Raw genomic sequence first — 26,821 nt, 5'->3', positions numbered from 1 at the left:
TTATTACCTTCCTTTATAGACTGCGGTCAGACGGAATAAGAGTTCAAACAAAAGCCAGGCCCCAAGCGGAATAAGAGCGAACAAAAAGGAAAACGCAGCCATTACGGCAGTGTCTGCCTGTTCAAAATAAGGAAAATACACAAGCGCCAGGGTCAGCACAGTACCGCCCCCTATTAAACTCGTCAAAGCATACTGGCCGAGTGAAATGACAAAAACCAGGAACGCAGAAGCTCTCAGAGAGGAAAGAAGGAGCGGAACATGAATGCTTCGGAAAATATGCCATCCGGACGCCCCTAGGGTTTCAGCCTGCAGTTCAAAGCTTTGCCCCATCCGCTCATATCCGCTTCTCAGCATCTTGATCGTGTAGGGGAGTGTCGGCAAAAGCTGGATTAAGATGACCCCGCTCCACTCATTCGCCAGGCCGAGCCGGATCAGCGTAATATGCAGACCCATTGCGATCAGCAGGGACGGGATGAGGATTGGAGCGAGCAGCACCGTTTCAATTAGAACTTTTCCTTTAAAACTCTTAAATGCAAGCTGCCTTGCTGCCGGAATTCCAATGAAAAAGTTAAGCAGGACTACACTTATCCCGATGCCGGCAGATGTCTGGATGGACTGGACAAGCAGAGGATCTTCAAAGAGCACCTGCCATGCTCTCCATGTCCATTCCGCCTGCAGCAGACTGCTTCCACCCTGCTTCAGGACGCTTGCAGCTGCCAGAGCAGCGATTGGAAGAAAGACGAGGCCCAGGTAAAGAATCAGAATAGGCATAGATCCTTTTTTCCGATATGGAACACCTTCCAAGAAACTGCCGCTGCCCCGATTTCTCCTCAGTAAATAGAAAATCACAGTTAAGAGCAGGATCAGCACTGAGACACTCAGCATCGCAGCATAGGCGAGCGGCCGCTGTGACCAGTCGCCATTGTAAAACCATTCAAAGGAAAGAACGGAAACCATCTTCGGAAATGTAATGCCAAGCAGGGCAGGCACCTCATAAGCCGTTAAAGTGAACGCAAACAGGATCAGAAACGTCTCTGACAGCACAGGAAAGACTGCAGGCCATTCTGCCGTCTTAAATACGTCCCATCTGGAACCGCCGAGGGTCGTGATAATGTCCTTTCTCCTCCCGTCGAGCTGAAGATAAACCGGGAGCAGCATAAGCAGCACAAATGGAATTTCTTTCGTTATGTATGTAAGGATGATTCCCGTTCCCCATTCATCCCGGATCAGCTGCGGAAACTGATCGGCGTCCGTGATGATGCCAGCCTCGCTGAGCAGCTGCGGGATCCACCCCGGCTGGTCAAACAGCAGCAGGAGCATGTAGCCCCATACAAAATGAGGAAACAGCAGCGGAGCCCAAGCCAGCAGCTTGTAAACGGGACGCTGCAAAAAGGGAGCGATTTTTCTGATGATCACTAAACCAATCAGCACAGCAAATAAAGAAGAAAGAAAGGCAATGATCAGACTGTAGACAAGGGATGAACGAAAGCTTTTTCCCAGCCATAACTCGGTATAGGCCTGGAGAGTATAGCCGGTCTCACCCATTGTACTCTCATAGAGGGAAAAAAGAATGCCGGCAGTAAGCAGGGTGCCTCCCAGTAAAAAGGCAGGCAGAACGCTTCCCGGCCATTCTCTATTTTTGAACCACTTCATTCGTCCAGTTCTCCTTTAGCCAGTTCACATATTGCGCATCAATCTCAGGGAGGAAGGCATCATTGAGCTCTTCAGGAGGGATGACGCTCGCTCCCCGCTCAATCCTGTCATAGTCTTTCTTCTGCTTTTCAGATAGCTTCGTATAATCCAGCGCCGGGCTTTCTCCCCAATATTCAGGGGACAGCTTCTTGATTTGCGCTTCAGGTGAAAGCATAAAATTGATGGAAACCATCGCGGCCTGTTTGTTCGGACTATTATCCGGGATTGCCAGAAAATGCGTGTTTCCTATGGAACCTGAATCCAGTACAAAGGATTTCGTGGTTTCAGGAAAGACCCCTTTTTCAATCAGACTCTCTGCCCGCGCTTCATTGTATCCCATCGTCATGGACACTTCCCCGTTCGAATAAAGTTTATCCAGCTCAGTCAGGTCATTCGGATAGATTTTTCCTTTTTTCCATAAGTATGGCTCCATCTCATTTAGACGGGTCCATAGTTCCTTGCTTTTCCCGCTGGCGAATTCCTCATCATAGCCTTTATCCAGTAAAGGCTGCACCCCTCCGGCCGATTCATAGAACAGGTGGCGGATAAAGGCATTCCCCGTAAAGTCCTTCGGATCGGGATACGCAAATTTCCCCGGGTTTTCCTTAGCCCAGGACAGCAGCTCCCCAAAAGTCTGCGGCGGTTCCTTTATGGCTGCTGAATCATAATGGAAAACAAACTGCACCTTCCCCCACGGAGCCTCGTACCCCCCTGTTTCCAATCCAAAGTCATACCGGTTTTCCAGAGATTCAGTATCATAGTAGGCCTGGTAATTCGGCAGTTTCGAAACCATCGGACCGAATAAAAGCTTATTCTGTTTGGCATTTTTAAAGTTTTCACCATTCAGCCAGATGAGATCAATGGTTCCCTCGTTCACACCTGCGCGCTTTTCCGTTTCAAGCTTTTGCAGAATCTCAGGAGTGTCCATCGGGACTCTTTCAAGCAGGATCTGATGCTTTTCTTTTAAAGCAGGCTTCACGTATTGATCAATATAGCCATTGATCCCCGGGTCTCCGCCCCACATGAAGAGCCTTACTTTCTTTCCATCCGCTTCTTTTTCAATCTCGCTCCAGCCTGACTTCAGGATTTGTTCCGTATCCTGTCCGCCCCCTGCCTGCGATGAGCAGGCGGACAGCAGCAGAATGGAAACGATAAGCATCAATAAAGGCTTCATACATTATCCCCTTCACAAATAATCACAGCATATACATATACCCCAAAAGTCCCACCCCGAATCCTACTGGAATTCGGAGATAAACTCTGCGTATCCCTGCTCCTCAAGCTCTTCCTTTGGGATAAATTTCATCGCCGCTGAATTCATGCAGTAGCGAAGTCCTGTCGGTTCCGGCCCATCATCAAATACATGTCCGAGATGGGAATCCGCATATTTACTGCGCACCTCCGTCCGGGTCATAAAAAGGGTGCGGTCTTCTTTCTCTACAATATTCTCCGGTACAAGGGGCTTCGTAAAGCTCGGCCAGCCGGTTCCGGAATCATATTTATCTTTTGAGCTGAACAGCGGCTCGCCGGAAACAAGATCTACATAGATTCCTTCGTCTTTTAGATCGTGATAGGCATTGCTGTACGCACGTTCCGTCCCGTCTTTCTGGGAAACCTTATACTGCTCTGCTGAGAGGGTCTTCTTCAATTCAGAATCCGAAGGCTTTTTAAAATCAGCATACTTGGAAGCAGCTTTTGTTTTCTTCGTTACCTCTACTTCCCGCTCTTTTCCCCACGCTTCATCCAGGAAAGCATCCCGGCCTGAATTGCTGCGGTAAAATTTGTACTGCACTGCGCTCTTTTTATAATAATCCTGATGATAATCCTCTGCCTGATAAAAGGCGGAAGCTTCTCTGATCTCCGTTACCAGTTCATCTTCAAACCGGCCGGACTTCTCCAGCTCTTCCTTCGATTTCTCTGCCGCAGCTTTTTGCTTATCATTGTGATAGAAAACTGCAGAAGCATAATGTGCGCCTCTGTCCACAAACTGGCCACCCGCATCGGTCGGATCGATCTGCCGCCAGAATACTTGAAGGAGTTCCTCATACGTAATTCTGGAAGGATCATAGACGACCTGGACAGCCTCCACATGCCCGGTAGAACCGGAAGACACCTCTTTATAGGACGGATTTTCCTCTTTTCCGCCGGTATAGCCGGAAATCACTTCGCTCACCCCATCCAGCTTCTCAAATGGCGGCTCCATACACCAAAAGCAGCCTCCGGCAAATGTAGCAACCGCTTGATTCGAATTCTCTTCAACCGCCTGAACGGGCTGTGTGCCGTACGACCGTTTTGTAAAATATTCACCAATGTTGGGAGCAACAAGATAGATTATAAGAGCAGCCCCCGCAGTTAAAAGGACCGGCAGCCATAATTTCATAGTAATTCTCCTTTCACAAATTTCTGAATTGGTCTTTCTTTAACTATAAAACAGCCGGCTGAAAATTTATAGAAATCATGCTCCGGCTATCCTTCTTTTCTTAATAAGAAAACGGAAAAACCGCGGGATTGGATCATTAAAAAACCCGGAGCCGCTGATTATCCGCGGTTCCGGGTTCTTTTTAAAATCCCTTGGCTCCATTTTTTACAGGAAGAGTGACATGGCTCTTCGCCAAATCCACGTTAATTTCCGTGCCTGCCTCCGGTCTGATGGTGTAGTCATAATCACTTGATATGAGAACGACTCCGAGCTTATGCCCTTTTTCAAACACATAATCATCCGGCTGCATATCCCATTTAAATGTATAGGACTTGCCTGGCATCAGCGCCTTGGACTTGCCGGGTGAATGGATGTTTTGAGGATCCATCCATCCTCTTGTCACAATTTTCCCGCTGCTGTCCTCACTGTAATCAACCAGCAAAGCAGTGAGGTTTGCTGCTGGTTTATTGATTGACGCCTTGATGCTGATCTCGGGAGTTCCACTGATCCGCAGCGGCTTCTTTAACTCGGTCGTGGTGAATACGAGCCTGTTCGGATTGTGCTCAGAAGGTTCTTTCACTAAATTCTCCGCATGGATCGCAGCATTGTCGGTAAAGGACTGGTTCCTTCTTTCCTTGCTTCCTGCCTGCAAACCAAGTCTGCCGGTACCCGCTGCTTCACCTGATGAAAGATACATCTTCACATCCGAAGTCTTTTTAGCCGGCCAGTCTTTTTCTTTATGCCAGCTTTTATCCTCGCGCTGAATATCAACCATTGGACCTTTCATCACATCGTTTTTAATGTCATAAAGATGATAGTCGAACCACTTATTCAATGTGAGAAGCCATTCATCCCTTCTAAACGAATACGGACTCGAATGGCCTCCCTGATGAAGCCATAGCTTTCTCGGAACATGGTATGTACCAAGCTTTTCCCACAGCTGTGAAAATTGCTTCGTTTTGACGTTCCAGTCATTCAGCCCGTGAACCATTAACACGCTCGCCCTGAAATTATGTGCTTTGCGGGCATAGTCCCTTCCTTCCCAGAATTTATTGTAATCCCCGGAGGCGCGGTCCTGCCCTTCCGTCAGCTCTTCAATCACAGGACGGCACACCTCGGGATTCTCTCTTGTCAAAATCGCATCCGCCATATTATCTGCATCTTCCCCCGGATAGCCGCCAGGTGCGGTAACCGCTCCATTTCCGCGGTAGTAGTCATACCAGCTGGAAATCGCAGCAATCGGAACAATCGTCTTTAACCCCTTCACCCCGGTTGCTGCCACAGCATTCGGCAGCGTCCCATTGTAGGAGACCCCTGTCATCCCCACATTTCCGGTCGTCCAGTCGGCCGTGATCTTTTTGCCGCTTTCGTCAAAGGCAGAAGCTGTCCCGTTCAGCCAGTCAATCACCGCTTTCGTGCCCAGGATCTCACGGTAATCCCCAGTAGTGGGACAACCCGTTGACTTCCCTGTCCCAATGCTTTCCGCCAGGACCACGGCATAGCCCCTCGGAACAAAATAATTATCATAATATCCAGGGAGATCAGCAGCGTTCGGTGCCTGCAGCGCTGACTTTCCTTCTCCCTTTTTCACTGCATTCAATTCATGGTCGACATTATATACCGGTACATTCCGGATCCCCGCCCGGTACGGACTCATCTCATAGATGACCGGTACCTTTAAGCCTGCTGCTGTCTCTTTTGGCCGGATGATATCTGCATGCACCCGATCCTTTTTCCCGTCCCCATCACTATCCAGAGGCACCTCTACGAATACGGTCTCCGTAATCGCTTCGTCCAGCTTAAAAACGGGCTGTGTCATCCCATCCTTCACTTGGATCGACTGGACCTGCTGATTAGCACCCAAAGCTGCCGCACCCGGCTGATTCTTCACTTCTGCAGACCGGATCTTCTGATCAGCAGCCGGAGCCGCCCCCATCAGCATGGAAACGGACAGCACAGAACATCCCAGCACACTAACGACCTTTTTCAATCCCTCATCTCCCCTATCTGAATTGGTAAGCGCCTCCATTTTACTAAACGGAAGATGCAAAAGATGTTGGATTTTGGTGGAGGAGGATGAATCGCGACTATGTGCTTACGATAAAAAAACAGGCGGAGAAAGTTCTCCGCCTGCTAATGAATTACAGGATGGAAGCAAGTGCTTCCGCTTTATCTGTCTGCTCCCAAGGAAGCTCGATATCTGTACGGCCGAAATGTCCGTAAGCAGCTGTCTGCTTGTAGATCGGACGGCGAAGGTTCAGCATTCTGATGATGCCTGCAGGGCGAAGATCGAAGTTTTTGCGAACCGCTTCAACCAGTGCTTCTTCGCTCGCTTTGCCTGTTCCGAATGTATCAATGGAAATGGATACTGGCTGGGCTACCCCAATTGCATAAGCCAGCTGCACTTCACATTTATCCGCAAGACCGGCTGCCACAATGTTTTTTGCTACATAACGCGCTGCATAAGCTGCAGAGCGGTCAACCTTCGTAGCATCCTTACCGGAGAACGCGCCGCCGCCGTGGCGTGCATAACCGCCATACGTATCAACGATGATCTTACGTCCTGTCAAACCGGCATCCCCTTGAGGTCCGCCAATAACAAAACGGCCAGTCGGGTTAATGAAGTATTTTGTATTCTCATCAAGCAGCTCAGCAGGAACAACCGGCTTAATTACGTGCTCCTTCAGATTGCGCTGAATTTGCTCAAGAGAAATCTCAGGGTGATGCTGAGTAGAAATAACAATCGTATCCACACGGACCGGCTTATCATTTTCATCATACTCAACCGTTACCTGAGTTTTGCCATCCGGACGAAGGTAAGGAAGAATCTCCTCTTTACGCACCTCAGTCAGGCGGCGGGAAAGCTTATGAGCAAGTGAAATCGGCAGAGGCATAAGCTCCTTCGTTTCATTGCAGGCAAACCCGAACATCAAGCCTTGGTCCCCTGCACCGATCGCATCAATTTCAGCATCTGACATCAGGCCTTCACGAGCCTCAAGCGCCTGGTCAACTCCCATCGCAATATCCGCAGACTGCTCATCAATCGAAGTCAACACAGCACACGTTTCCGCATCAAAGCCATATTTCGCACGCGTATACCCGATTTCCTTCACTGTCTCGCGGACAATTTTCGGAATATCTACATAAGTAGAAGTCGTAATTTCTCCGGCAACCAGAACAAGTCCAGTCGTCACAGACGTCTCGCAGGCCACACGGGCATTCGGATCATTCGCAAGAATCGCATCCAAAATGGAATCAGAAATCTGATCACAAATCTTATCCGGATGTCCCTCTGTTACAGATTCTGATGTAAAAAGATGGCGTTTAATCGACAATGTAATTCCTCCTCTAATTTACAGGTGTTCTATTTGCAAGGTTCAGTTATGTACTTCCCCTCTTTGTTTGAAACGGAACTCGTTCCCAGTTCTTATCTTTCGCATAATGGTAAAAATCTTCCGCTCAAAAAAGAAGATTTCCGACTGCATAAAAAAACCCTTTCCACTTTTATAGAGGAAAGGAGTTATTGTTCAGCCTTTCACTCTTATCGCTCAAGGACTACAGCCTTGCCTCAGGTTAGCACCTTTGCATGAGAGAAAACCTAAGTTTTCAAATCTTGCAGGTTGCTGGGCTTCACAGGGCCTGTCCCTCCACCAGCTCGGGATAAGAGAATCCGTTCAAGGACATATGATACCTCAGCCCTTGCGCAAATGTCAACAAAAACTGACACCGTTTTTATGAAGAACAGCGGACACAAACTAAATGAATTAACTTGCCAGGAACTGATGCTGAAGAATGTGGCGGAAGCGCTCGTTTTCTGGCCGGTGGGGGGGACTTTTTGGCCGTTGTGGTCGTTATTCTGTCCGATCGGATTTATTTGGCCGTGGCGGGGCTTAATTTGGCCGTCTGTGCTCGTTTTTTGGCCGATTGGGGGGACTTTTTGGCCGTCTGCGCTCGTTTTTTGGCCGATGCGGAGAACTTTTTGGCCGTCTGCGCTCGTTTTTTGGCCGATGCGGGGAACTTTTTGGCCGTAGTCCTCGTTTTTTTGGCCGATCGGATTTATTTGGCCATGGCGGGACTTAATTTGGCCGTCTGTGCTCGTTTTTTGGCCGATACAGGGGACTTTTTGGCCGTTGTGGTCGTTATTCTGTCCGATCCGATTTATTTGGCCGTGGCGGGACTTAATTTGGCCGTCTGTGCTCGTTTTTTGGCCAATTGGGGGGACTTTTTGGCCGTTGTAGGCGTTATTCTGTCCGATCAGATTTATTTGGCCGTGGCAGGACTTATTTACGTGCCAATCCACTCCATTTTCGTGCCATTCCCACTCATCTTCGTGCCAAACTCTTTTTACGTGCCGCTCCACCCTATTTACGTGCCAAACAAAGCGTTCCACGTGCCGATCCACTCCATTTTCGTGCCTTTTACGTGCTGCTCCACCCTATTTACGTGCCAAACAAAGTGTTCCACGTGCCGATCCACTCACACAACGTGCTCTTGCCATCCTCTATACTCAACCTGCCATTCCGAGGCAGCTGTCCATTTTCGTGTTGAACCGTTGCACTTCAAAAGTTTGAGCGTAAAATACAGCAATTAGTATAGACTATTCATCTAAATGTGTTATACTAATCATGAAAATATTAGCAAAGGAAGGTATGGGCATGAATTCACTTGCAGCAAAAAACGGGCTTTCGCTTCTATTAGAGGGAGAAAATGTTTATCAAAACTTGTCTGTTCCACAGCTGGTGGAGAAGATTTTATCCAGAAACGAAGCCGTTCTTACATCGACCGGTGCCATCCGCGCAACGACAGGTGCCTATACGGGACGTTCTCCTAAAGATAAATTTATTGTACAGGAAGAAAGCGTTAACAGCAAAATTGAATGGGGTCCGATTAACCAGCCGATCTCGAGTGAAATTTTTGACAGGCTTTATCATAAAGTTCTTTCTTACTTAAAGCTTCAGGATGAGCTGTTTGTGTTTGACGGCTTTGCAGGAGCGGATTCGCGCTACCGGCTGCCGATTCGGGTAGTAAATGAATTTGCGTGGCATAATCTGTTTGCGAATCAGCTGTTTATCCGTCCTGAAGAGGATGAAAAAGATTCCGGACAGGAGCCGTTTACGATTGTGTCTGCTCCAAATTTCAAGGCAGATCCTGCAGAGGATGGGACGAATTCCGAGACGTTCATTATCGTTTCTTTTGAAAAAAGAGTGATTTTGATTGGCGGAACTGAGTATGCCGGAGAGATGAAGAAGTCCATTTTTTCCATCATGAACTATTTGCTTCCTGAAGCAGGAATTTTTCCGATGCACTGCTCAGCCAATGTTGGCCAGGAGGGCGATGTTGCCTTATTTTTCGGCTTGTCCGGTACAGGGAAAACGACTCTTTCCGCTGATCCTAAGCGGAAGCTGATCGGTGATGATGAACATGGCTGGTCCTCTAGCGGTGTCTTTAATATTGAGGGCGGCTGCTATGCGAAATGCATCAGCCTATCCGAGGAGAAGGAGCCGCAGATTTTTAATGCGATCCGTTTCGGTTCGGTTCTTGAAAATGTGGCGATTAACGAGGATACGAGAGAGGCAGACTATGATTCTGCTTTTTATACAGAAAATACGAGAGCGGCCTATTCTCTTGATTCACTTGATAACATTGTGCTTCCGAGCATTGCCGGGCATCCGAATACAATTGTATTCCTGACTGCGGATGCGTTTGGGGTTTTGCCTCCGATCAGCAAGCTTACGAAGGAACAGGCGATGTATCACTTCCTTAGCGGATACACGAGCAAGCTTGCCGGTACGGAAAGAGGGATTACGTCTCCTGAAGCTACCTTCTCCACTTGCTTCGGATCACCATTTTTGCCGCTGCCGGCACAGGTATATGCAGAGATGCTCGGCAAGAAAATCCAGGAGCATAATTCAGAGGTATATCTCGTCAACACCGGATGGACTGGCGGGGAGTACGGCACTGGAAAACGGATGAAGCTTGAGTACACAAGAGCGATGGTTCAGGCAGCTCTTGAAGGAGAGCTTGCTTCTGCAGAATTGAAAACAGACTCGATCTTCGGCCTGCAGATCCCGGTTCATGTGCCTGGAGTTCCGGATGGTGTCCTTGTTCCTTCTGAAACGTGGGCTGATTATGGTGCCTATGAAGCGAAAGCGAAGCAGCTTGCTGAAAAATTCAAACATAACTTCACTAAATTTACATCAGTCAAACAGGAAATTGCCGATCTCGGCGGTCCGCTCGTTTGATCATCAGACTCTCTCTTTTTCGGAAGAGGGAGTTTTTATTTTTTTGTTGTCTTCAATCGTAAAATAATAAAATTAAAAATACTTCTTACTTCTTCTCTCCTTTTATGTTATTTTATTAATATCTTTCCGAAACGAACAAATGTATTTTACAGGAGGACACGCAATGAAATTAAAACTTGGATTGCTTCCGAAGATTGCATTGGCTATTATTCTTGGTATACTCGCAGGAAAAGTCCTTCCCGAAGGATTTATCCGGCTGTTTTCAACGTTTAACGGGATTTTCGGCAACTTCATTAACTTTGTGATCCCGCTGATCATTATAGGCTTCATTGCTCCTGGAATCGGCCAGGTAGGCAAAGGTGCCGGAAGGCTGTTGGGGCTTTCTACTGCAGTTGCTTATCTCTCAACCATTGCTGCCGGACTGCTCGCTTATTTTGCCGGTACGGTGTTCCTTCCCGGTTTCGTAGAGGGACACGCGTTAAGCAATATGGGAAATCCAGAGGAATTTTTGCAAAAACCGTTTTTTGAAGTGAACATGCCTCCATTTATGGATGTAGTGGGAGCCCTACTGCTCGCGTTTATACTTGGAATCGGCATGGCGTCCATAAAAGGAACAGCACTTGTATCGGCGATGGAAGATTTCAGGAAAATAGTAGAAAAACTGATTGCCGTTGTCATCATTCCGCTTCTTCCTTTTCACATTTTCGGGATTTTTTCCAATATGACGTTCGGTGGACAGGTTGAGTCCATTCTATCTGTTTTCGCTAAAGTATTTGCCCTGATCATCGGTCTGCATATTATTATGCTGGTATTGCAATATACTGCAGCTGGTGCTGCGGTGAAAGGAAATCCAATTAAGCTTTTAAAAACGATGCTGCCTGCCTATTTTACAGCTTTGGGAACGCAGTCCTCAGCTGCAACCATTCCGGTCACACTTGATCATGTGAAAAAGACAAAAAAAGCAGATGACCAGGTTGCAGACTTTACTATACCGCTGTTTGCGACGATTCACTTGTCCGGAAGCACGATTACATTGGTGAGCTGCGCGATGGGTGTTATGCTGCTGAGCGGAGTGGAGCCCACCTTCCAGATGCTTCTGCCTTTCATCCTGATGCTTGGCGTCACAATGATTGCAGCACCGGGTGTCCCGGGTGGAGCTGTGATGGCGGCACTTGGACCGCTTAAAACGATGCTCGGCTTCGATGCGACGATGGTCGCGCTGATGATTGCCCTTTATTTGGCTCAAGACAGCTTCGGAACAGCCACAAATGTAACAGGCGACGGAGCGCTTGCCATCCTGCTGAGCAAAATCGGCATAAAGAAAAAGCCTGCGCTTTCTGCGAAAGCTGTTTCATAATAAGAGAAAGCATCCGGGATTTGCCGGATGCTTTTTTTCATTGAAACGCAAGAATATAAGAACCTTGAACAGCTGTCCGCCACTTCTTCCCATTGACTGTCACCGTGCTGAAGGCCCCTTTGTTGAAGATGAGGACCGTTTCGGATAGGTGATCTGCCTGGCTAAGGGTGACCTCTAATACTCCGTTTTCAGGATGGCCGGCGATAACTGAGTTCTCAAGCTTAAAGTCTTTAAGACTGCTGCCTGATTTGGATTTTGCTGCTGCCAGTTTGCCCGCTCCGGTTTCCTTATAGTTCTGAAAATAGCGATAGGAACCGGATGGCGTTTCGATCCTGACGCTGTGATCACCAGTCCTTGAGCCTGTAACAGCTGGTGCATTTTTGTTTGTGTACGGCTGCAGGATCGTTACAAAATCTGCTTTGTTTCCTGTTGCCCGCTGAATGGTGACCGGAGTAAGCTCGGATGGCTTATTGGAAGGTCCGGGACCTGCAGCTGTGAAGACATCGGAGGTCTGGAAAGGTATGGAGTAAGTTCTGAATCCTTTTCCTTCCTGATCCCATGAGCTTTTCCACGGGGTTTGGACCTTCAAGGCTGATTTCACTTGCTGAAGGTGTTCATAGCCGTTCCCTTTTCCGGCTGTATCCTCCCTCAGCTGCAAATCGGTTTCAAACGTGCCAAGACCATGCAGCGCCAGATCGTACTGATGGGTTTTGGATGGGTCCTGAACAGAGAACCAGTCGAGCATAAATTCATCCTCCATCCAAAGGCTGCGCTCGTAGTGAACACCCTCATAGGCACCATCTGCTCTTGCAGTCATGTATTTAAATGTTGGATCACTGGAGAACAGCGGCATGTCCCCGCGGGTCTCTTTCTGTGATTTCCCATCAACAGTTACCGTATTATGGCTGATGGTGTGTTTATACCACCCTCTGTAAAGCGGATGGGTATAGCCCGGAGTTCCAAAATCTGGAGCGAGCAGTGTGCCCGCGCCGTAGATATCCAGGTTGAGCTTATCATAATGACCATGGGAGCCCCCGTGTTCCCCGTAATCCAGCAGGACAAACGATTGCTGGTCCCTGGAATCAGGATGTCTTAAAATGGCCTGTCCCATGCTTGTGAGCTGAAGGCTTTTTGTCGGGACCTCGGCTGCCTCTTCAATGTTATCGCTGCCGAAAAAGAGAGCGAAATCCCCTGTCCTGCTCAGCTTCTTGTATTTTGTATGAAGGAACCAGGCAAAACCGGTGTCTTTATATTTCGAATAAGCGAGCTCGTAATCATTGTAGCCGCGTGAAGATGTGTAATTCGTGATGGTGCTGCCGTATTTCCCGCCATCGTTGTTCGCAGGCTGTACAAAGTTCGGATAGCTGTACAAAAGCGGAATTTCAAACATCTTTTTGAACTTTTCGATGCTGTACAGATCATATCCCCAATGGGAGGCGGTTTGGGCAAGGATGCTCATCGGGGCCAGTGCATACGTGTGATAGGCCATCGAGCCCTCCCACCAGAATCCATCATCAAGTACCGCTTCATCCATCAAATAGTGGAACCCGCGCGGTCCATTGACGGCCAGGTCGAGCAGCTCTTTTTTCCGGGCTGCAGCACCGATCATTCCGGTTGCGGCATTATGCCAGGCCTGCCAATTTGATTTGCTGTATGGATTTTGCTTCAGTGTTTCTGCGACAGGCAAAAATAAATCTTCTTCAATATGCTTTTTTTCTTCAGCTGTAAAGGAAGGGCTGCTGTAGAGCAGGTCATAGCTCGAAGCCAGGTCGACAGCGCTGACTGCTTCATCAAGCGACTGGTAATACAGCCTGCCTCCTTTTTCCTGTCTTGAAAAACTTCCATACATGTCAGCATACTGAAGCAGCAGGTTCCGTGCTGCCTGTGCATAGGCTTCCTGCCCGTTAAGCGCGTATGCTGTAGACAGGATTCTGATCTGGCGCACCCTTTCATTATGCTCATAGAAAAGCCATCCGGCTTCTATTTTCTCCCCTGTGTAAAATTGTCCGTCACTCGGGCAGAAATGCTGTCCATCTTTTGTCTGCAAAGGCGTGCCGTCCTTGCATACATACCATGATCCGTAGCCTGCGGGTTTCTTAGGAATGGTCTGGTCTAACTTTAAAAAAGATTCGGATTCAGATACCAGCCTTTTCAGGTAGTTTTTTGCCCATGGTTCTTTAACAACTCTTGCTCTTGCCGTTTGAAGTTCTGTTGCACCGATAAATGATTGTGGTCTGGAATGAGTTGGTTGAGTAGTCATATCTGGAGTATACCCTGGGGCGTCTGTTTGTGAACGGGCAGGTGGAACTGAATGAACGGTCCGGTTTAATTTTGTTCCTGATCCTTTTGTCCTGAGCGAGACTAGTAACTTGTATGTTTTGGAATTCAGAACGATTGTTTCCGGAACTTTTGGAGCAGATGCTGAAGCTTCTGAAAACCCCAGTGTTAGAGAGGGAATTAAGAGAAAACCAGCGATCACTATCTTGATAATACAATTGCTCACTTTTTACACCTCTAATTTTAAGTCTTTTACACTATTACTTATCGACTATAAAACGGAAGTGTTTAATCGTTTCCCCCTAAAGTTTCGCAAAACAATTTACGTCGCATGCATTCGCTCTTCACAGTGAGTCTTCGTCCCGCTTTACGGCTCTGGCCCGCTGCTACCGAGACAGTCTCCAATCATCAGGCAAAAAAAAGAGCCCTGATCAAGGCCCTTAATTTGTAGAATTCAGCTTAATCAGCTGGTATGTAAGAACGGTACTGCTGCCTTCCCATTCCACTTTCGTAATGATGGCTCTTCCGCTTAAATCCCCATCTTTTGTTTTACGGACCTCAACAGGAAGGTCGAGAGGATAAAGGCGGTATCCCTCTTTTCGAAGAACGAAAATATTCTCCTCCAGCCGTTTTTCCTTTCCCTTCGTGACGATCATTGTGTTCAGTTCAAGGGGCATTCCCATAGTGATCTCTCCTTATCCATTCATCCTTCAACTTATTTTATCAGACTGAAGGCTGTTTTTTCATCCACTCTGTCAGTCTTTTAACCGTATTTCGATTCACACTTGGCGGGAAATAATGTGTGTATTCTTCAAAATACCATGTTTCGGCTCTCTTGCCGAGCTCGTCGGCCCGTTCCTTCAGCAGCCTGGAATGAGTTAAGGAGACATTTTCATCTTTTGCTCCGTGGATGATCAGCATTGGGGCCTTCATTTTTTCGAGATCATGAAGCGGTGTTCTCCATTCATAGGCTTCCGGCTTTTTATTCGGACTGCCGCCGATGACCCGCTTCATCATTCTCCGTAAATCTTCCCGTTCCTCATAGGTGAGGACCATATCAGAAACGCCGCCCCAGGTGACAACCGAGCAAAGGTCCTCCCGTTCATTTCCGGCAATCAGTGCCATGACGCCCCCTCTTGAGAAGCCGAACGCATGAATCCTTCCCGGGTGAACCTTTGGATGGCCGGCAAGCAGATCCAACGCTGACAGCGCATCCTCTCTGTCTTCTCCCGCAAAGTCTTCATTCCCTTCTCCTCCCTGATTTCCGCGGTAAAAGGGGGCCATTACAACGAACCCTTCCGAAGCGAACTGCACAATCCGCCCTGGCCGGACCATCCCGACTCCTTTAATGCCGCCTCTCAAATAGAGAAAACCATCGTATAGGCCTTCTTCAGCCGGCTCGGCAAGCAAGCCCTTTACCTTTAAGCCTCCTGACAGATACGTGACAAGAAATAAATGCACATCCGGACTTGGGGAAGGGTATTTTTGATAATCCAATATTTCTCCGTTTCTCATGTTATCCCTCTTTCATTTTCTAGGCATTCACACATTTTTTTGTTTTTCATAATTTATTTTTAGAATCACATTGGGAGGAATGCTGGATGAAAAAATGGCTGATCGGTTTAATGGCGCTTATTTTAACAGCTTTACCACTATCGGCATGTACTCAAAACAACGTTCAGAAAATCCGTGTAGCGGAAGTCACCCGCTCCATCTTTTATGCACCGCTTTATGTAGCCATATCCAAGGGCTTTTTTAAGGAAGAAGGACTGGACCTTGAGCTTACAACTGCATTCGGCGGCGATAAAACAATGACCGCCCTGCTGTCAGGGGGAGCTGATATTGCGCTGGTAGGATCGGAAACGTCCATCTATGTGGAAGCTCAAGGATCAAAGGATCCGGTCATTAACTTTGCCCAGCTGACTCAAACCGACGGCACCTTTCTCGTAGCACGGACCAAGCCGGATGAGTTCAAATGGGAGGACTTGAAAGGAAGCACCTTCCTCGGACAGCGTAAAGGCGGTATGCCGCAAATGGCTGGAGAATTTGTGCTGAAAAAGAACGGCATCGATCCTCAAAAGGATTTAAATCTGATCCAGAATATTGATTTTGCCAATGTGGCAAATGCCTTTGCTTCCGGAACCGGAGATTATGTCCAATTATTCGAGCCGACTGCAAGCCTCTTTGAAAAGGAAGGAAAAGGCCATATTGTCGCATCCTTCGGCACCGAATCAGGGTTGGTCCCATATACTACTTTCATGACGAAGAAAAGCTTTATTGATGAAAAAGGAGATGCTGTTCAGAAGTTTACGAATGCACTCCAGAAAGCACAAACCTGGGTAGAAGACCATTCTGCAAAAGAGACCGCTGCCGCCATTGAAGAATTTTTTGAAGATACAGACCCAGAGCTGATTGAAACGGTAGTGAACCGCTACAAGGAACAGGGTTCATTTGCCCAAAACGGGATACTGGATGAAGCAGAATGGGAAAATCTCCAAACAATCATGGAGGAAGCAGGCGAACTTCCGAAACACATTGATCATCGCACTCTAGTCAATACATCCTTTGCGGAAAAAGCTGCAAAACAGTAAGGAGGACCAAGGATGGCATTCCTGTCGATCCAGCACGTTTCCCATTCTTACTTTACGAAAGACACGATAGCGACGGCCCTTGAAGGAATCAGCCTCACGGTGGAGGAAGGGGAGTTCATCTCCTTTCTCGGGCCGAGCGGCTGCGGCAAGACCACATTGCTGACCATTGTAGCCGGTCTGCTCAAGCCGACTGAAGGGACTGTCACCATTAAAGATGAGCCCATTAGTGAAATGAGAAAAAAAATCGGCTATATGCTGCAGCAGGATTTTCTTTTCCCTTGGAAGACCATTAAGGGAAATGTCCTGACCGGATTGAAAACACAAGATAAATTGAATCCCCATTCTGAAAAAAGCACGCTCAGCCTCCTTGAAGAGATGGGTCTTGCAGGAGTTGAAAATAAGTATCCCCGGCAATTATCCGGCGGAATGCGCCAGCGGGCTGCACTCGTCCGCACCCTCTCCACTGATCCGGAGCTCATGCTCCTTGACGAACCATTTTCAGCTCTTGACTATCAGACTAAGCTGAAGCTCGAAGACCTTGTGCACAAAATACTTCAAGACTATAACAAGACGGCACTCCTCGTCACTCATGATATCGGCGAAGCGATTGCGATGAGTGACCGGATCTTTTTATTATCGCCCAATCCGGGAAAAATCGCCAAAATGTTCCTTATTCCCCGGGAAATCCGTGAGCTGAGTCCCTTCAATGCAAGGCAGCATGCACTTTACACAGAGCTGTTCCAGGCGATATGGAAGGAGCTTGACCAACTTGAACAAGAATAGTATGCACCTGGAAAAACTTCATGAAAACTACCTTGCCGGACTGAAGCGTGAAAAAATGACAGTCCGCATTTATCAGGCACTCATATTCGCAGTCTTTTTTACTTTATGGGAGACCTCCAGCCGGTTCAGCTGGATCGATCCCCTGATATTCAGTGCACCCTCTAAAATTTGGGCGCTGTTTTTGGATAAATGGCAGGATGGAACGCTGCTTTCCAATGCAAGTGTGACCATTTTCGAGACCGTACTTGGCTTTATTCTGGGAACGCTGGCAGGGACGCTGCTTGCCGCTATGCTTTGGTGGTCACCAAGGCTTTCAAAGATTTTGGACCCCTACCTTGTGATTCTCAATGCGATGCCGAAGGTTGCTCTTGGTCCCATCTTAATCGTGGCAATCGGTCCCGGATTCTTTTCGATCGTTGCCATGGGAGCGATCATCTCTGTCATCATTACCACGATTGTTGTATACACGGCCTTTAAGGGCATGGACCCCGGATATTTAAAGGTTCTTCAGAGCTTTGGAGCTACACGCTTTCAGCTATTTAGAGAAGCTGTTCTCCCTTCTTCCTTCCCGGTTATCATCTCGACTTTGAAAGTAAATGTGGGATTATCGTGGGTCGGTGTAATCGTCGGTGAATTTCTCGTTTCCTCAAAAGGGTTCGGCTATATGATTATTTACGGTTTTCAAGTCTTTAATTTTACCCTCGTCTTCCTAAGCCTGATCCTGATCGCTATTTTTGCGACCATTATGTATCAGCTCGTGGACTGGCTTGAAAAAAAGCTGATCAAACAGACGGACTAAAAAGGCCTGCCAGTTCCGGCAAGCCTTTCCGTTTACTCCTGTAAAAATCCTTCTGCACGCCTCATGGACTGCTGCAGCACTTCATCTTTCATGATAAAACTGAAACGCCTGTCCGTCTGAATGTTTTCAGGCAGGGCATCGAGCAATACCGGCCCTTTCGTCTCCATATAATCATCCAGATGGACCAGTTCAGACACTTTAGCAAAGTAAATATTTTTAATAATGGTTTTTTCTTTTCCTGTGACACGGTATTGACCCATGTATTGAATATAGGAAACAATCCCGCCTGTTTCTTCTTTTACTTCCCGAATGGCGGCTTCATCTGCCGTCTCATTCTCTTCCACTTTTCCTCCGGGAAATTCGTAGCCCCTGTCCCCGTGATTCGTCAAAAGCCATTTGCCCTGGTAGCGGCATACGACCCACACATGCTTTGGGAGATCAGAAAATGGATTTTTTTCAAAAGACAGCTGAACCTGGTTATGATAATAATCTCTAAAACGATACATGCGATCCCTCAATTTTCGACTTATCCGCTTTTATTTTATCATAATGGGATAACATTGTATAAGGACATCTAAGTCTGATCCGATATATCATTCAGAATTTTCTGTTCAGCAATGTGCTGTTTCGCCTCTGAATCACCAAGTTCATAAATCATCCGGTATATATTTAGGTTGGCGGAATCCACTTCATCATTCGGTCTGTCGAAATGATACTGCACATAAGGAACATGTGTCCTAAAGAACCCTTTCCAATCTGATGCATATTGCTGATCAAAGTATTCCCTGAGCTGGATAATCTCATCATCCGTTGCTTCAATGCGGTAATTCCACGCTGATGAATCTGAAAGCTGGGAAATCTCTCCGCTTCCGACTGTTACGTAATACGTTCTTTTTTCGCTCACTGCTCTACCCACCCTCAGGCTTTTCTTCTATTTTGCAGCAAGAGGCTGGATTTATGCGAAGCTTACTTCTTTGTCATATTCCGGAATCCTTCAATGAAATCCTTTACAAATTGAGGAATCGGCAGACCGGCACTCGATACGTGCGTAATAATATGGAGCATTTCGTAAAAAATATAAAAGGTCACCGTCATATCCTTCAAGGAAAAATCCATCGGCACAACCTTGTCCAGTAAATTTGCGAGCGAGACCATAATCAATATCATCGCAAGCTTTCCAAGCTGGGCCATAATATCCTTGAAAGCGGCGTTTCCTTTAATGACCCTTGAAATCGTAAAGCTTAGAAACTCTATGGCCATCAGAGCGAATAAAACATACATCATCTGTTCGATCTCACCAAGAAAAAAAGTCAGGATCATCATACCAAGAGAATAAAGTGTCATCACCTCAGCATCCTTTCCCATTCTCCCCCTCCTTTCTCTAATGGGATAATGTATGCTATGCACAGAAGAGGGAGCCGCATGGGACAAACATGCGGATTACAGGAAAAAGGCAAGCGTGGCGGTAAGAAAGGAAAAGAAAAATGGACTGGAAAGCACATTTTACCAACGACATCGCAGAAAACTTCAGGCTCGACACAGAAGATCTTGAAGCCGCAATTGAGAACTATGTACACCAGCTAACGGATCAGGAGCTTTTGCAGCTCACCAGAAAAATGGATGGAGAGGAACTCAGGGATCTTCTTGCACATGCGATTATGGAGAAAGCAGAGAAAAACACCCTTTAGCGTACTGCTTTCACGGATACTCCGCTTCGTTTTGGCTGCACGTTCTTCGCAAAAAAAACCGGCCGTCAATAACGGACCGGTTTTTTGTACAGGCTTATATCGCTGAAGTATGTTCTTCCAGCTTATCGAGCAATTGAATCAGCATGTCCTTTTCATGATCTGAAAAACAGGCGAAGATTTGGGAGGCTAATTGATTGTACAGACCAGCAGCTTCTTTTAGCAGGGCTTCTCCCTCAGATGTAATACGAAGTCGGATCTGCCTTCTGTCTGTTTTTGAGTGAACCCGCGTCAAGAGCCCGGAATGATGCAGCTGATTAGCGCCCATGGTAACCGCACTTGGCTTGACGCTAAGTTTATCCGCGAGCATGGTTGTTCCCATATCTTCCTGTTTGCTTATGAACCAGAGCATTTGAAGCTGAAACAGTGTGACCCCTACAGGATCCAGGTTTTCCCGGACGAGCATGGAGTACTTTCTCTTGAATAACACTGTTTTCTCGCGCATCCTCCAATCGGCCAGAACCACATCCATTAAATCCCCCTCCTTCCTTCTGAATCTGTTAGTTCTTCTTCCGGTGGAGATTCCTTAAAGCATTTCTGTATCCTTCATCGTTCATGTCTTTTTTTTCTCCGTCCCGGCTTCCCTCTTCATCATTGAACTTTGACAAAGCTTTGCGGTAGGCATTGTCATCCATATTGGACCTCGGCCGGGGTTCCGCATTTTCTTTCTGCTCCGTTTTTTCCACCTGTTCTTTTTCACGGTGAATCTCCGGTGTCCGTTTTTTTCCGTCTGATAAAGCTTTTGCATTTGCTGCGATGATCGCAATCAGCAAGATAGCCGCTGCAGAGATAAAGACGATTCCAATCATGATGCTATCACCTGCCGCTATTTGTTAGGTGCTGCGTGACTTCTGCTACCCGTTTTCCGAGGGCCGCGCCAAGAGCACGATCCTGTTCGGAAATCATTTCACTGCTTTCCACCGGGCAGGTAATGCCTGCTCCGTAATAAGATCCGTACAAAGCATTCTCAGGTGAGTTTCCTGGAAGGCCTGCAATAATCATTCCCTGATGCAGCATAGGAGTGATCAAGTTCAGCAAGGTAGCCTCAAGCCCGCCGTGAGCAGTCGCAGTTGTGCAAAAGACCGCTCCCACTTTGTCGATGAGCTTTCCTTCAGCCCATAGATAGCCGAGTTTATCAATCCAGGTTTTTAAGCCGGCACTGATTGTTCCAAAATGGCCGGGACAGCCCCAGATGATGGCATCCATCTCAGGCAAATCGTGTACATCCGCTTCTTTCACACTTCGCAAATAAACCGTGGCATCACCAGTACTCCCTGCCCCGGCAGCAATCGCCTGGGCCAAGGCTTCCGTATGGCCGCCTTCGCTGTCATAGACAATACAGATGTTCATTCTGACTTCCTCCGCTCTCTAGGATGAATGTACTTTTTCAGGTGCAGGAAGCATCTTCAGTTCTTCCTGCCTGTTTGGAACCGCAGCGGGCTGCGTTTTCTTATCTTTTCTGACATCCCTCAAGAAAAAGGCAAGAACGAGACCGGCTGCTGCAAAAGCTGTGGCCCAGATGAAGGCATCGTTAATTCCGCTGATCGTTGATTCCACAGACAATCTGGAATACAGCAGCTGGACAGCCTGCTGCTGGGCCTCTTCCATGGACAGGCTCAGTTTTTCCGCTACTTTCTGCGTAAAGCTGCTGAATACTTCCATAAAGAACGGGTCAGAGGTGGTCATCCTGCTGCTTTGCTCTTCAATATGGAACGTTGTTCTGTTTGTGTAGATGGTTGTGACAAAACTGATTCCTACCGAACCGGCAACCTGCCTCAGCGTGTTGGCCATTGTGGATCCATGGCTGCTAAGCTTTGCAGGGAGCTGGTTCAGTCCTGCAGTCATGATGGGCATCATTAAAAAGGACATGCCGAACGAGCGGATCATATAAAGAATCAGCAACGTGCTGTAAGACGTATCAAGTGTCAATTTCGTAAATTCATACGTCGTTACAGTTGTGATCAGCATTCCGATGATCCCAAGCGGCCGCGGACCGAATTTATCAAAAAGAATTCCGGAGACCGGAGACATGATCAGCATGATCACCGCTCCAGGAAGAAGCAGCAATCCTGAATCAAGCGGCGAGTATCCACGGATGTTCTGCAGATAGATCGGCAGTAAAAACATGCCCGAGAACAGACAAATTGTAATCGCAATGTTAATGATGCTGGACAGGGTGAAAATGGAGTACTTGAACACTTTCACATCCAGCAGCGGATCTTCTGACCGAAGCTGTTTTACGGTAAACAGGATGAGCAGAACCACCCCGGCACCCATGCATGAAAGAACGAGAGGGTCTGTCCAGCCAGCATTTCCGGCCTCACTGAAGCCGTACAGCAAAAGGCCCATTCCCGCTAGCGAGGTAAAGATAGACAAAAGATCGGCTTTAATTTTTTCAGGCGGGGTGATATCCTTCAGTCTGAAAAAGGCAATAATCAGTACGATGGCACCAAGCGGCACCATCCCGTTGAATAAAAGATGCCAGTCATAATTCTGAACAACAAAACCGGAAAGAGTAGGACCGATCGCCGGCGCAAACATCATAGCAAGGCCGAAAATCCCCATTCCCTTCCCTCTCATTTCCGGAGGGAAAATAAAAACAATGATGGTCATAACGAGCGGCGCAAGAACTCCGCCGCCTATCGCCTGAATCAGTCTTCCGGTCATCATCACCGGAAAGCTGCCTGCCAAACCGCAGATAAGCGAGCCGATTGTAAAGCAAAACATTGCAAACAGGAAGAGACGGCGGACAGCGAACCGTTTAATCAAATACGCCGATAACGGGATCAGTGCTCCATTTACAAGCATATAACCGGTAAGAAGCCACTGGGCTGTATTGGCTGTCACTCCAAACTCAGTAATAAGCTGGGGAATCGCTACATTCAGCAGTGTCTGATTTAAAATGGCAAGAAATAACCCGAGCATCAGCACGATTAGAAGGGGAATGTGCTGCCGCACCCCTTTTTCTGAAGCATGAACGGACATTGTTCATTCCCTCCTTTCCTCTTTTTTTAGGAAACTCACTAGTTTTTGGAAATTTTCACTTCAGCGTTCATACCGGGAAGCACCTGTTCTGAATAATTTTCAATCGAGATTTTTACAGGAATGGTCTGAGTGACTTTCGTATAATTTCCGTCATCATTTGATTTAGGCATAAGAGAGAAAATGGAGTTTGCTGCCAAACCAATTTTTTCGACCTTGCCTTCAATTACAGTGCCGCTGTCACCATCCACTGTTACATCCACGTCATCGCCCTCTTCAATATCCTGAATCTTATCTTCCTTCAGGTTTGCGGTTATGTACAAATCTTTTAAATTGATTTCACTCGCAATGGTCTGGCCGGGCTGAACGGCCTGGTCATTATCCATCTGCTTTTTAATAATGGTTCCTTCAGCCGGAGCAGTAATGGTTTGGCTGTTTTGGCCGCCTTGGATTTTGGCAATTTCTGCTCCTTCTTTCACCTCGTCCCCTTCATTGAGGGTGAAATCCGATAACTTTCCGGCCACAGGCGCTTTGATCGTCTGTAAATCACCAGCCACCTTTGCATTATCGGTCGTAACAAAATTCGTCTGCTGGTAATAGTAATAAGCTCCTCCTGCTACTAACGCAAGAATAACAATGATTCCTGCCATATTCAGTAAAACAAGCTTTCCTCTCGACATACCCATTTCCTCCCTATATTTCTATTGGTTAATTACTTTTTAAAAAAGTTACTTTTTTATAAAGCTATTCACAGAATGATACTCTATCACACCTTTCTTTTGTTTTTCAATCAATTTCATTCGGAATAATAGATGATTGATCCCATATTGCATGAAAACAATGAGCAGAACCGCTTTACAATGCATTAGAATTGAACTAAATTTATAGGAGAAAAAGGGAAGCATAAAAGGAGAGCGAGGATGAAAAAGAGCAAAGATCTTCAGCTGGAACGGCTGGATGAGATAAAAGATACATTTTTCACTCATAAGCAGCGTTTGATTCAAACGAAAATTAAAGAAGTGCCCTATAATTTAACCCCAACCAAATACCACATCTTAAAATTCATCTTTAGAAAATCAAAATGCAAAGTAGCAGACATTTCACAGAAACTCTTCTTAACATCGGGAGCAACCACGACCTTGCTCAATCAGCTTGAAGAGGATGCTCTCCTGGCGAGGGAGCGGGACATTGCAGACCGCAGGATTGTCTGGATTGTTTTAACAGAGGCAGGAGAGCGCTTCGTCGAAAGGATGATTGAGCAGCGGAATCAATTTTGGACAAATATGCTTTCTGTCCTGGAAGAGGATGAAGTAGAAGAATATTTTCGAATTCTTAATAAAATTGAGGCCGGAATACTGGAAAGAGATCAAACCAACTAAAAAACGGAACCCCCGGGTTCCGTTTTCGTTATTTGCCAAGATACGCATTCAGCATCCAGTTATGTTTTTCAAGGGCCTGGTGAATGGCGAGCAGCATGTCACCAGTCGTTTCGTCCCCTACTTCAGCAGCAAGGTCCATTCCCTCTTTCAGCTCTTCCGCTACAGCAGTAAAATCTGCGAGCAGCTGCTGTACCATCTGTTCGGCGTTTTCATTTCCTTCTGCTTCCTGAATGGTTGACAGCTCCAGGCATTCTTTCATAGTTGCTGCCGGTCTGCCTTTCAGGGCCAGAAGGCGTTCAGCCAGTTCATCAATATTCGTGTTTGCCTCATTATAAAATTCTTCAAACTTCCCATGAAGCGTGAAGAAATCCTTCCCCTTTACATACCAATGATAGTTATGCAGCTTTACATAAAGCACCGTCCAATTCGCTACCTGTTTATTGACGGTGTGAAGTAATTTTTCTGACACTCTTTTTTCCTCCCTCATTCATTGCTAAACTTCTGATTCCCTTATTATTTTGACGCAAAACCAGCTTTTCTATCCAATCGGCCGTGCTACAATAAATGAAAGGGGTAAAGGGGATGGGACCATGTATATATGGATTTTAGGAATCTGCATCATAATTGTATTTATCGTCCTTGCGTTAAGCGTAATCACCACAAATAAAGCGTATAAGTATGAACACACCATTGATCCGGAAGATAAAAAAGAAGACGGCAAAAAAAACTCTGCAGATTGAGCAGAGTTTTTTTTACAGTGTGCTCTATATGTTTCAGTCCGTTCTTTCCGGGGAATCTAACCAGTACAACAAAGTGATAAAGGAGTAACACTGATGCTCTGGCAAGACGACGGAATCTGCGATTGTATGGCTGCTAGGCTGAGTACTAAAAATTGCCGGCATTTCTGTTAACCTTATATTTCGAATCGCTGCCGTGCTACTTGTAATGCAGCTTATAAAGCGGAGGAAAAAGCATGTGGTGCTCTTTCAACGCCGCACTTAATCAACTGGCGCAGCTTCGGGGCTGCAAGGGTGTATGAGAGGAAGGGCTTACACTGTTTAGGTGCTGAATGACAAGATTCCTTTATCCCAGAACCGGATTCCGGTTCTTTATTTATGACTTTGTATAAAAAAGCCCCTCTTCATCGATGAAGAGGGGCTTTTGTTCAGCTGCTTGTAGAACTTAACGTTTCTGTTAAAATCGGAACGATTTGTTTTTTACGGGAAACGACACCTTTGAGGATTGCTCTCCGGTCCTCCAGTTTCACGCTGTATGCTTGCTCAACAGCCTGCACTTGCTTGCCTGCAGCCAAAGCAATGGAGTCACTTTCAAGAATATCGGTAACAACAAATACAAATAGATCCAACCCTTTTTCCGCTACGGTCTGCTCGATCGCCGCTTCAATTTCTCTTTGGCGGGCAAGAATGTCGTTAGGGTCCACCGCGTTTACCTGGGCGATTTCCACACGGTATTCTCCCATCTGGAATTCCTTTGCATCGAGGGAAATCAGCTCTTCAACCGTCTTGCTGCTCAGATCCGCTCCCGCTTTCAGCATTTCCAGGCCATAGCTCTCAAGATCGATCTCTGCAATCTCAGCAAGTTCTTTTGCTGCTGCAACATCCTGCTCTGTGCAAGTTGGGGATTTGAAAAGCAAAGAGTCTGAGATGATCGCAGACAGCATCAGACCGGCAACATTCTTTTCAATCTCAACGCCGTGTTCTTTATACATCTTATTTAAAATGGTCGTCGTGCATCCAACCGGCTCTGCGCGGTAATACAAAGGGTCACTCGTTTCGAAATTTGCGATTCGGTGGTGATCAATTACTTCAATCACACTTACTTCTGTAATATCATCCGCACTCTGCTGGCGCTCATTATGGTCAACCAGGATGACCTGATTCACCTCAGGAGCCACTCTTTCCACCAGACGGGGAGCCTGCGTATTAAACGTTTTCAGCGCATATTCCGTTTCTCCGTTGATCGCACCAAGACGGACAGGCTCAGCATCCATGCCGAGTTTTTTCTTAAGCTCCGCGTATGCGATTGCGGAGCAAATCGTATCCGTATCCGGATTTTTATGACCGAAGATCAATACTTTTTCCATTGTATCCTGCTCCCTTGCTATCCATAATTATGGCAGAGCTAGTGTCTAACCCTGCCTCCGTCCTCTATTTTAACATAATTCGGCCATTTTATAAGCAGTAGCAAACAAGCTTTTTTCCCACTGCTGCACTTGGCTCAAAACCTGTCTTCCTATATCATGAAATACAAGAACCGAACAGGGAGAGGAGGAGACCGGATGCCGTTTGACAAAGCTCTGTATCTGCTTGTTCACATCGCTTTGCCTCTTACTTTTTTCATCTCTGCAGTGGGATGGGGACATTTCGGACTTTCCAGAAATTTATGGGAAAACGTTACGGACAACCTCTCAATCATGGCGATTTATTATGCCGGAGTGTCCCTCTTATGGATAGCGAATATGAAAGCAATCAAAAAAGTGAGCGCGGAGATGGGGAAGTCCCGTCAGCATGAGGACTTGTAATCCCGCAAAAAAA

At 46.9% G+C, this 26,821-nt stretch carries 28 protein-coding genes and 1 riboswitch; of the genes, 10 read left to right on the top strand and 18 right to left on the bottom strand.

Going from position 1 to position 26,821, the window contains the following annotated elements; genetic code table 11:
* Nucleotides 1-3 precede the first annotated feature (3 nt).
* The 5 genes from GKZ89_RS21265 to metK form a co-directional block, all read right to left on the bottom strand.
* Nucleotides 4-1,653, bottom strand: coding sequence for an ABC transporter permease subunit (locus GKZ89_RS21265; RefSeq protein WP_241680254.1), 1,650 nt, complete (start codon nt 1,651-1,653; stop codon nt 4-6).
* The gene (locus tag GKZ89_RS13775) at nt 1,634-2,866 is read right to left on the bottom strand and encodes an ABC transporter substrate-binding protein (RefSeq protein WP_155112978.1); all 1,233 of its coding nucleotides are present in this window, start codon (nt 2,864-2,866) and stop codon (nt 1,634-1,636) included. Before GKZ89_RS13775 ends, GKZ89_RS21265 begins: the two co-directional genes overlap by 20 nt.
* A 63-nt stretch (nt 2,867-2,929) precedes the next feature.
* Nucleotides 2,930-4,072, bottom strand: coding sequence for a peptide-methionine (R)-S-oxide reductase MsrB (gene msrB / locus GKZ89_RS13770; RefSeq protein ID WP_155112977.1), 1,143 nt, complete (start codon nt 4,070-4,072; stop codon nt 2,930-2,932).
* Between the two features lie 181 nt (nt 4,073-4,253).
* A complete protein-coding gene (locus tag GKZ89_RS13765) occupies nt 4,254-6,140 on the bottom strand; it encodes a Xaa-Pro dipeptidyl-peptidase (protein WP_430697334.1) in 1,887 nt (628 codons plus the stop codon).
* A gap of 112 nt (nt 6,141-6,252) precedes the next feature.
* Nucleotides 6,253-7,446: a methionine adenosyltransferase gene (metK, locus tag GKZ89_RS13760; protein WP_155112976.1), complete on the bottom strand. Its 1,194-nt coding sequence runs from the start codon at nt 7,444-7,446 to the stop codon at nt 6,253-6,255.
* Nucleotides 7,447-7,649: 203 nt separating this feature from the next.
* A riboswitch (SAM riboswitch) is annotated at nt 7,650-7,778 on the bottom strand.
* Between the two features lie 168 nt (nt 7,779-7,946).
* Here metK and GKZ89_RS20945 point away from each other — a divergent pair.
* The 3 genes from GKZ89_RS20945 (at nt 7,947) to GKZ89_RS13745 (ending at nt 11,710) form a co-directional block, all read left to right on the top strand.
* Nucleotides 7,947-8,702: a hypothetical protein gene (locus GKZ89_RS20945; protein ID WP_155112975.1), complete on the top strand. Its 756-nt coding sequence runs from the start codon at nt 7,947-7,949 to the stop codon at nt 8,700-8,702.
* A 64-nt stretch (nt 8,703-8,766) separates the two neighbouring features.
* Entirely contained in the window at nt 8,767-10,353 is a 1,587-nt protein-coding gene (pckA, locus tag GKZ89_RS13750; protein WP_155112974.1) for a phosphoenolpyruvate carboxykinase (ATP), read from the top strand.
* 163 nt (nt 10,354-10,516) lie between these two features.
* On the top strand, nt 10,517-11,710 hold the full coding sequence (locus tag GKZ89_RS13745; protein WP_155112973.1) for a dicarboxylate/amino acid:cation symporter: 1,194 nt from the start codon (nt 10,517-10,519) through the stop codon (nt 11,708-11,710).
* A gap of 37 nt (nt 11,711-11,747) precedes the next feature.
* On the opposite strand, the gene GKZ89_RS13740 is transcribed toward GKZ89_RS13745, so the two are convergent.
* The 3 genes from GKZ89_RS13740 to GKZ89_RS13730 all read right to left on the bottom strand — a co-directional run bounded on the left by GKZ89_RS13740 (nt 11,748) and on the right by GKZ89_RS13730 (nt 15,502).
* Nucleotides 11,748-13,970: a heparinase II/III domain-containing protein gene (locus tag GKZ89_RS13740; RefSeq protein ID WP_155112972.1), complete on the bottom strand. Its 2,223-nt coding sequence runs from the start codon at nt 13,968-13,970 to the stop codon at nt 11,748-11,750.
* Nucleotides 13,971-14,427: 457 nt separating this feature from the next.
* Nucleotides 14,428-14,670, bottom strand: coding sequence for a DUF2584 domain-containing protein (locus tag GKZ89_RS13735; RefSeq protein WP_155112971.1), 243 nt, complete (start codon nt 14,668-14,670; stop codon nt 14,428-14,430).
* A 40-nt stretch (nt 14,671-14,710) separates the two neighbouring features.
* Complete coding sequence (locus GKZ89_RS13730) at nt 14,711-15,502, bottom strand: alpha/beta hydrolase family protein (RefSeq protein ID WP_155112970.1); 792 nt, start codon at nt 15,500-15,502, stop codon at nt 14,711-14,713.
* An 86-nt stretch (nt 15,503-15,588) separates the two neighbouring features.
* On the opposite strand from GKZ89_RS13730, the gene GKZ89_RS13725 reads away from it, so the two are divergent.
* From GKZ89_RS13725 to GKZ89_RS13715, 3 genes are read left to right on the top strand one after another with little or no spacing between them, the layout of a single operon-like run.
* On the top strand, nt 15,589-16,578 hold the full coding sequence (locus GKZ89_RS13725; RefSeq protein WP_155112969.1) for an ABC transporter substrate-binding protein: 990 nt from the start codon (nt 15,589-15,591) through the stop codon (nt 16,576-16,578).
* A gap of 12 nt (nt 16,579-16,590) precedes the next feature.
* Nucleotides 16,591-17,361 (top strand): ABC transporter ATP-binding protein, encoded by a 771-nt coding sequence (locus tag GKZ89_RS13720; protein WP_155112968.1) that lies wholly within the window; start codon nt 16,591-16,593, stop codon nt 17,359-17,361.
* 1 nt (nt 17,362) lies between these two features.
* Nucleotides 17,363-18,160: an ABC transporter permease gene (locus tag GKZ89_RS13715; protein ID WP_155113008.1), complete on the top strand. Its 798-nt coding sequence runs from the start codon at nt 17,363-17,365 to the stop codon at nt 18,158-18,160.
* Between the two features lie 32 nt (nt 18,161-18,192).
* Here the strand turns inward: GKZ89_RS13715 and ytkD are convergent, their stop codons facing one another.
* From ytkD to GKZ89_RS13700, 3 genes are all read right to left on the bottom strand, one after another.
* Entirely contained in the window at nt 18,193-18,666 is a 474-nt protein-coding gene (ytkD, locus tag GKZ89_RS13710; RefSeq protein ID WP_155112967.1) for an RNA deprotection pyrophosphohydrolase, read from the bottom strand.
* Nucleotides 18,667-18,734: 68 nt separating this feature from the next.
* A complete protein-coding gene (locus GKZ89_RS13705; protein WP_162356874.1) occupies nt 18,735-19,064 on the bottom strand; it encodes a hydrolase in 330 nt (109 codons plus the stop codon).
* Nucleotides 19,065-19,126: 62 nt separating this feature from the next.
* Entirely contained in the window at nt 19,127-19,525 is a 399-nt protein-coding gene (locus GKZ89_RS13700) for a phage holin family protein (protein ID WP_155112965.1), read from the bottom strand.
* Between the two features lie 119 nt (nt 19,526-19,644).
* On the opposite strand from GKZ89_RS13700, the gene GKZ89_RS13695 reads away from it, so the two are divergent.
* Nucleotides 19,645-19,848 carry a hypothetical protein gene (locus GKZ89_RS13695; protein WP_155112964.1) on the top strand — a complete coding sequence of 68 codons (204 nt, stop codon included), beginning with the start codon at nt 19,645-19,647 and terminating at the stop codon, nt 19,846-19,848.
* Nucleotides 19,849-19,942: 94 nt separating this feature from the next.
* Here the strand turns inward: GKZ89_RS13695 and GKZ89_RS13690 are convergent, their stop codons facing one another.
* Genes GKZ89_RS13690 through GKZ89_RS13670 form a run of 5 tightly spaced genes read right to left on the bottom strand, consistent with a single transcriptional unit; the run spans nt 19,943 to nt 23,567 of the window.
* Nucleotides 19,943-20,377 (bottom strand): MarR family winged helix-turn-helix transcriptional regulator, encoded by a 435-nt coding sequence (locus tag GKZ89_RS13690; RefSeq protein ID WP_155112963.1) that lies wholly within the window; start codon nt 20,375-20,377, stop codon nt 19,943-19,945.
* Between the two features lie 28 nt (nt 20,378-20,405).
* Complete coding sequence (locus tag GKZ89_RS13685; RefSeq protein WP_155112962.1) at nt 20,406-20,714, bottom strand: hypothetical protein; 309 nt, start codon at nt 20,712-20,714, stop codon at nt 20,406-20,408.
* Between the two features lie 7 nt (nt 20,715-20,721).
* A complete protein-coding gene (locus tag GKZ89_RS13680) occupies nt 20,722-21,255 on the bottom strand; it encodes an NAD(P)H-dependent oxidoreductase (RefSeq protein ID WP_155112961.1) in 534 nt (177 codons plus the stop codon).
* Nucleotides 21,256-21,273: 18 nt separating this feature from the next.
* Nucleotides 21,274-22,890 (bottom strand): DHA2 family efflux MFS transporter permease subunit, encoded by a 1,617-nt coding sequence (locus tag GKZ89_RS13675; protein WP_155112960.1) that lies wholly within the window; start codon nt 22,888-22,890, stop codon nt 21,274-21,276.
* Between the two features lie 38 nt (nt 22,891-22,928).
* Nucleotides 22,929-23,567 (bottom strand): biotin/lipoyl-containing protein, encoded by a 639-nt coding sequence (locus GKZ89_RS13670; RefSeq protein ID WP_155112959.1) that lies wholly within the window; start codon nt 23,565-23,567, stop codon nt 22,929-22,931.
* Nucleotides 23,568-23,807: 240 nt separating this feature from the next.
* Between GKZ89_RS13670 and GKZ89_RS13665 the strand changes: the two genes are divergently transcribed.
* Nucleotides 23,808-24,266 carry a MarR family winged helix-turn-helix transcriptional regulator gene (locus GKZ89_RS13665; RefSeq protein WP_155112958.1) on the top strand — a complete coding sequence of 153 codons (459 nt, stop codon included), beginning with the start codon at nt 23,808-23,810 and terminating at the stop codon, nt 24,264-24,266.
* 28 nt (nt 24,267-24,294) lie between these two features.
* On the opposite strand, the gene GKZ89_RS13660 is transcribed toward GKZ89_RS13665, so the two are convergent.
* Nucleotides 24,295-24,735: a ferritin-like domain-containing protein gene (locus GKZ89_RS13660; protein ID WP_162356871.1), complete on the bottom strand. Its 441-nt coding sequence runs from the start codon at nt 24,733-24,735 to the stop codon at nt 24,295-24,297.
* A gap of 121 nt (nt 24,736-24,856) precedes the next feature.
* Here GKZ89_RS13660 and ytzI point away from each other — a divergent pair, with 121 nt between their 5' ends.
* Nucleotides 24,857-25,006, top strand: coding sequence for a YtzI protein (ytzI, locus tag GKZ89_RS13655; RefSeq protein ID WP_155112956.1), 150 nt, complete (start codon nt 24,857-24,859; stop codon nt 25,004-25,006).
* A gap of 425 nt (nt 25,007-25,431) precedes the next feature.
* Here ytzI and GKZ89_RS13650 read toward each other — a convergent pair whose 3' ends face one another.
* Nucleotides 25,432-26,370, bottom strand: a complete 939-nt coding sequence (locus tag GKZ89_RS13650) for a manganese-dependent inorganic pyrophosphatase (RefSeq protein ID WP_155112955.1) — start codon at nt 26,368-26,370, stop codon at nt 25,432-25,434.
* A 195-nt stretch (nt 26,371-26,565) separates the two neighbouring features.
* Here GKZ89_RS13650 and GKZ89_RS13645 point away from each other — a divergent pair, with 195 nt between their 5' ends.
* Nucleotides 26,566-26,808, top strand: coding sequence for a hypothetical protein (locus GKZ89_RS13645; protein WP_155112954.1), 243 nt, complete (start codon nt 26,566-26,568; stop codon nt 26,806-26,808).
* Nucleotides 26,809-26,821 lie beyond the last annotated feature (13 nt).

The organism is Metabacillus mangrovi, from assembly GCF_009711125.1.
Classification (GTDB): domain Bacteria; phylum Bacillota; class Bacilli; order Bacillales; family Bacillaceae; genus Metabacillus_B; species Metabacillus_B mangrovi.
The sequence above is the reverse complement of the archived record's forward strand: the minus strand, read 5'-3'. Positions and strand labels throughout refer to the sequence as shown.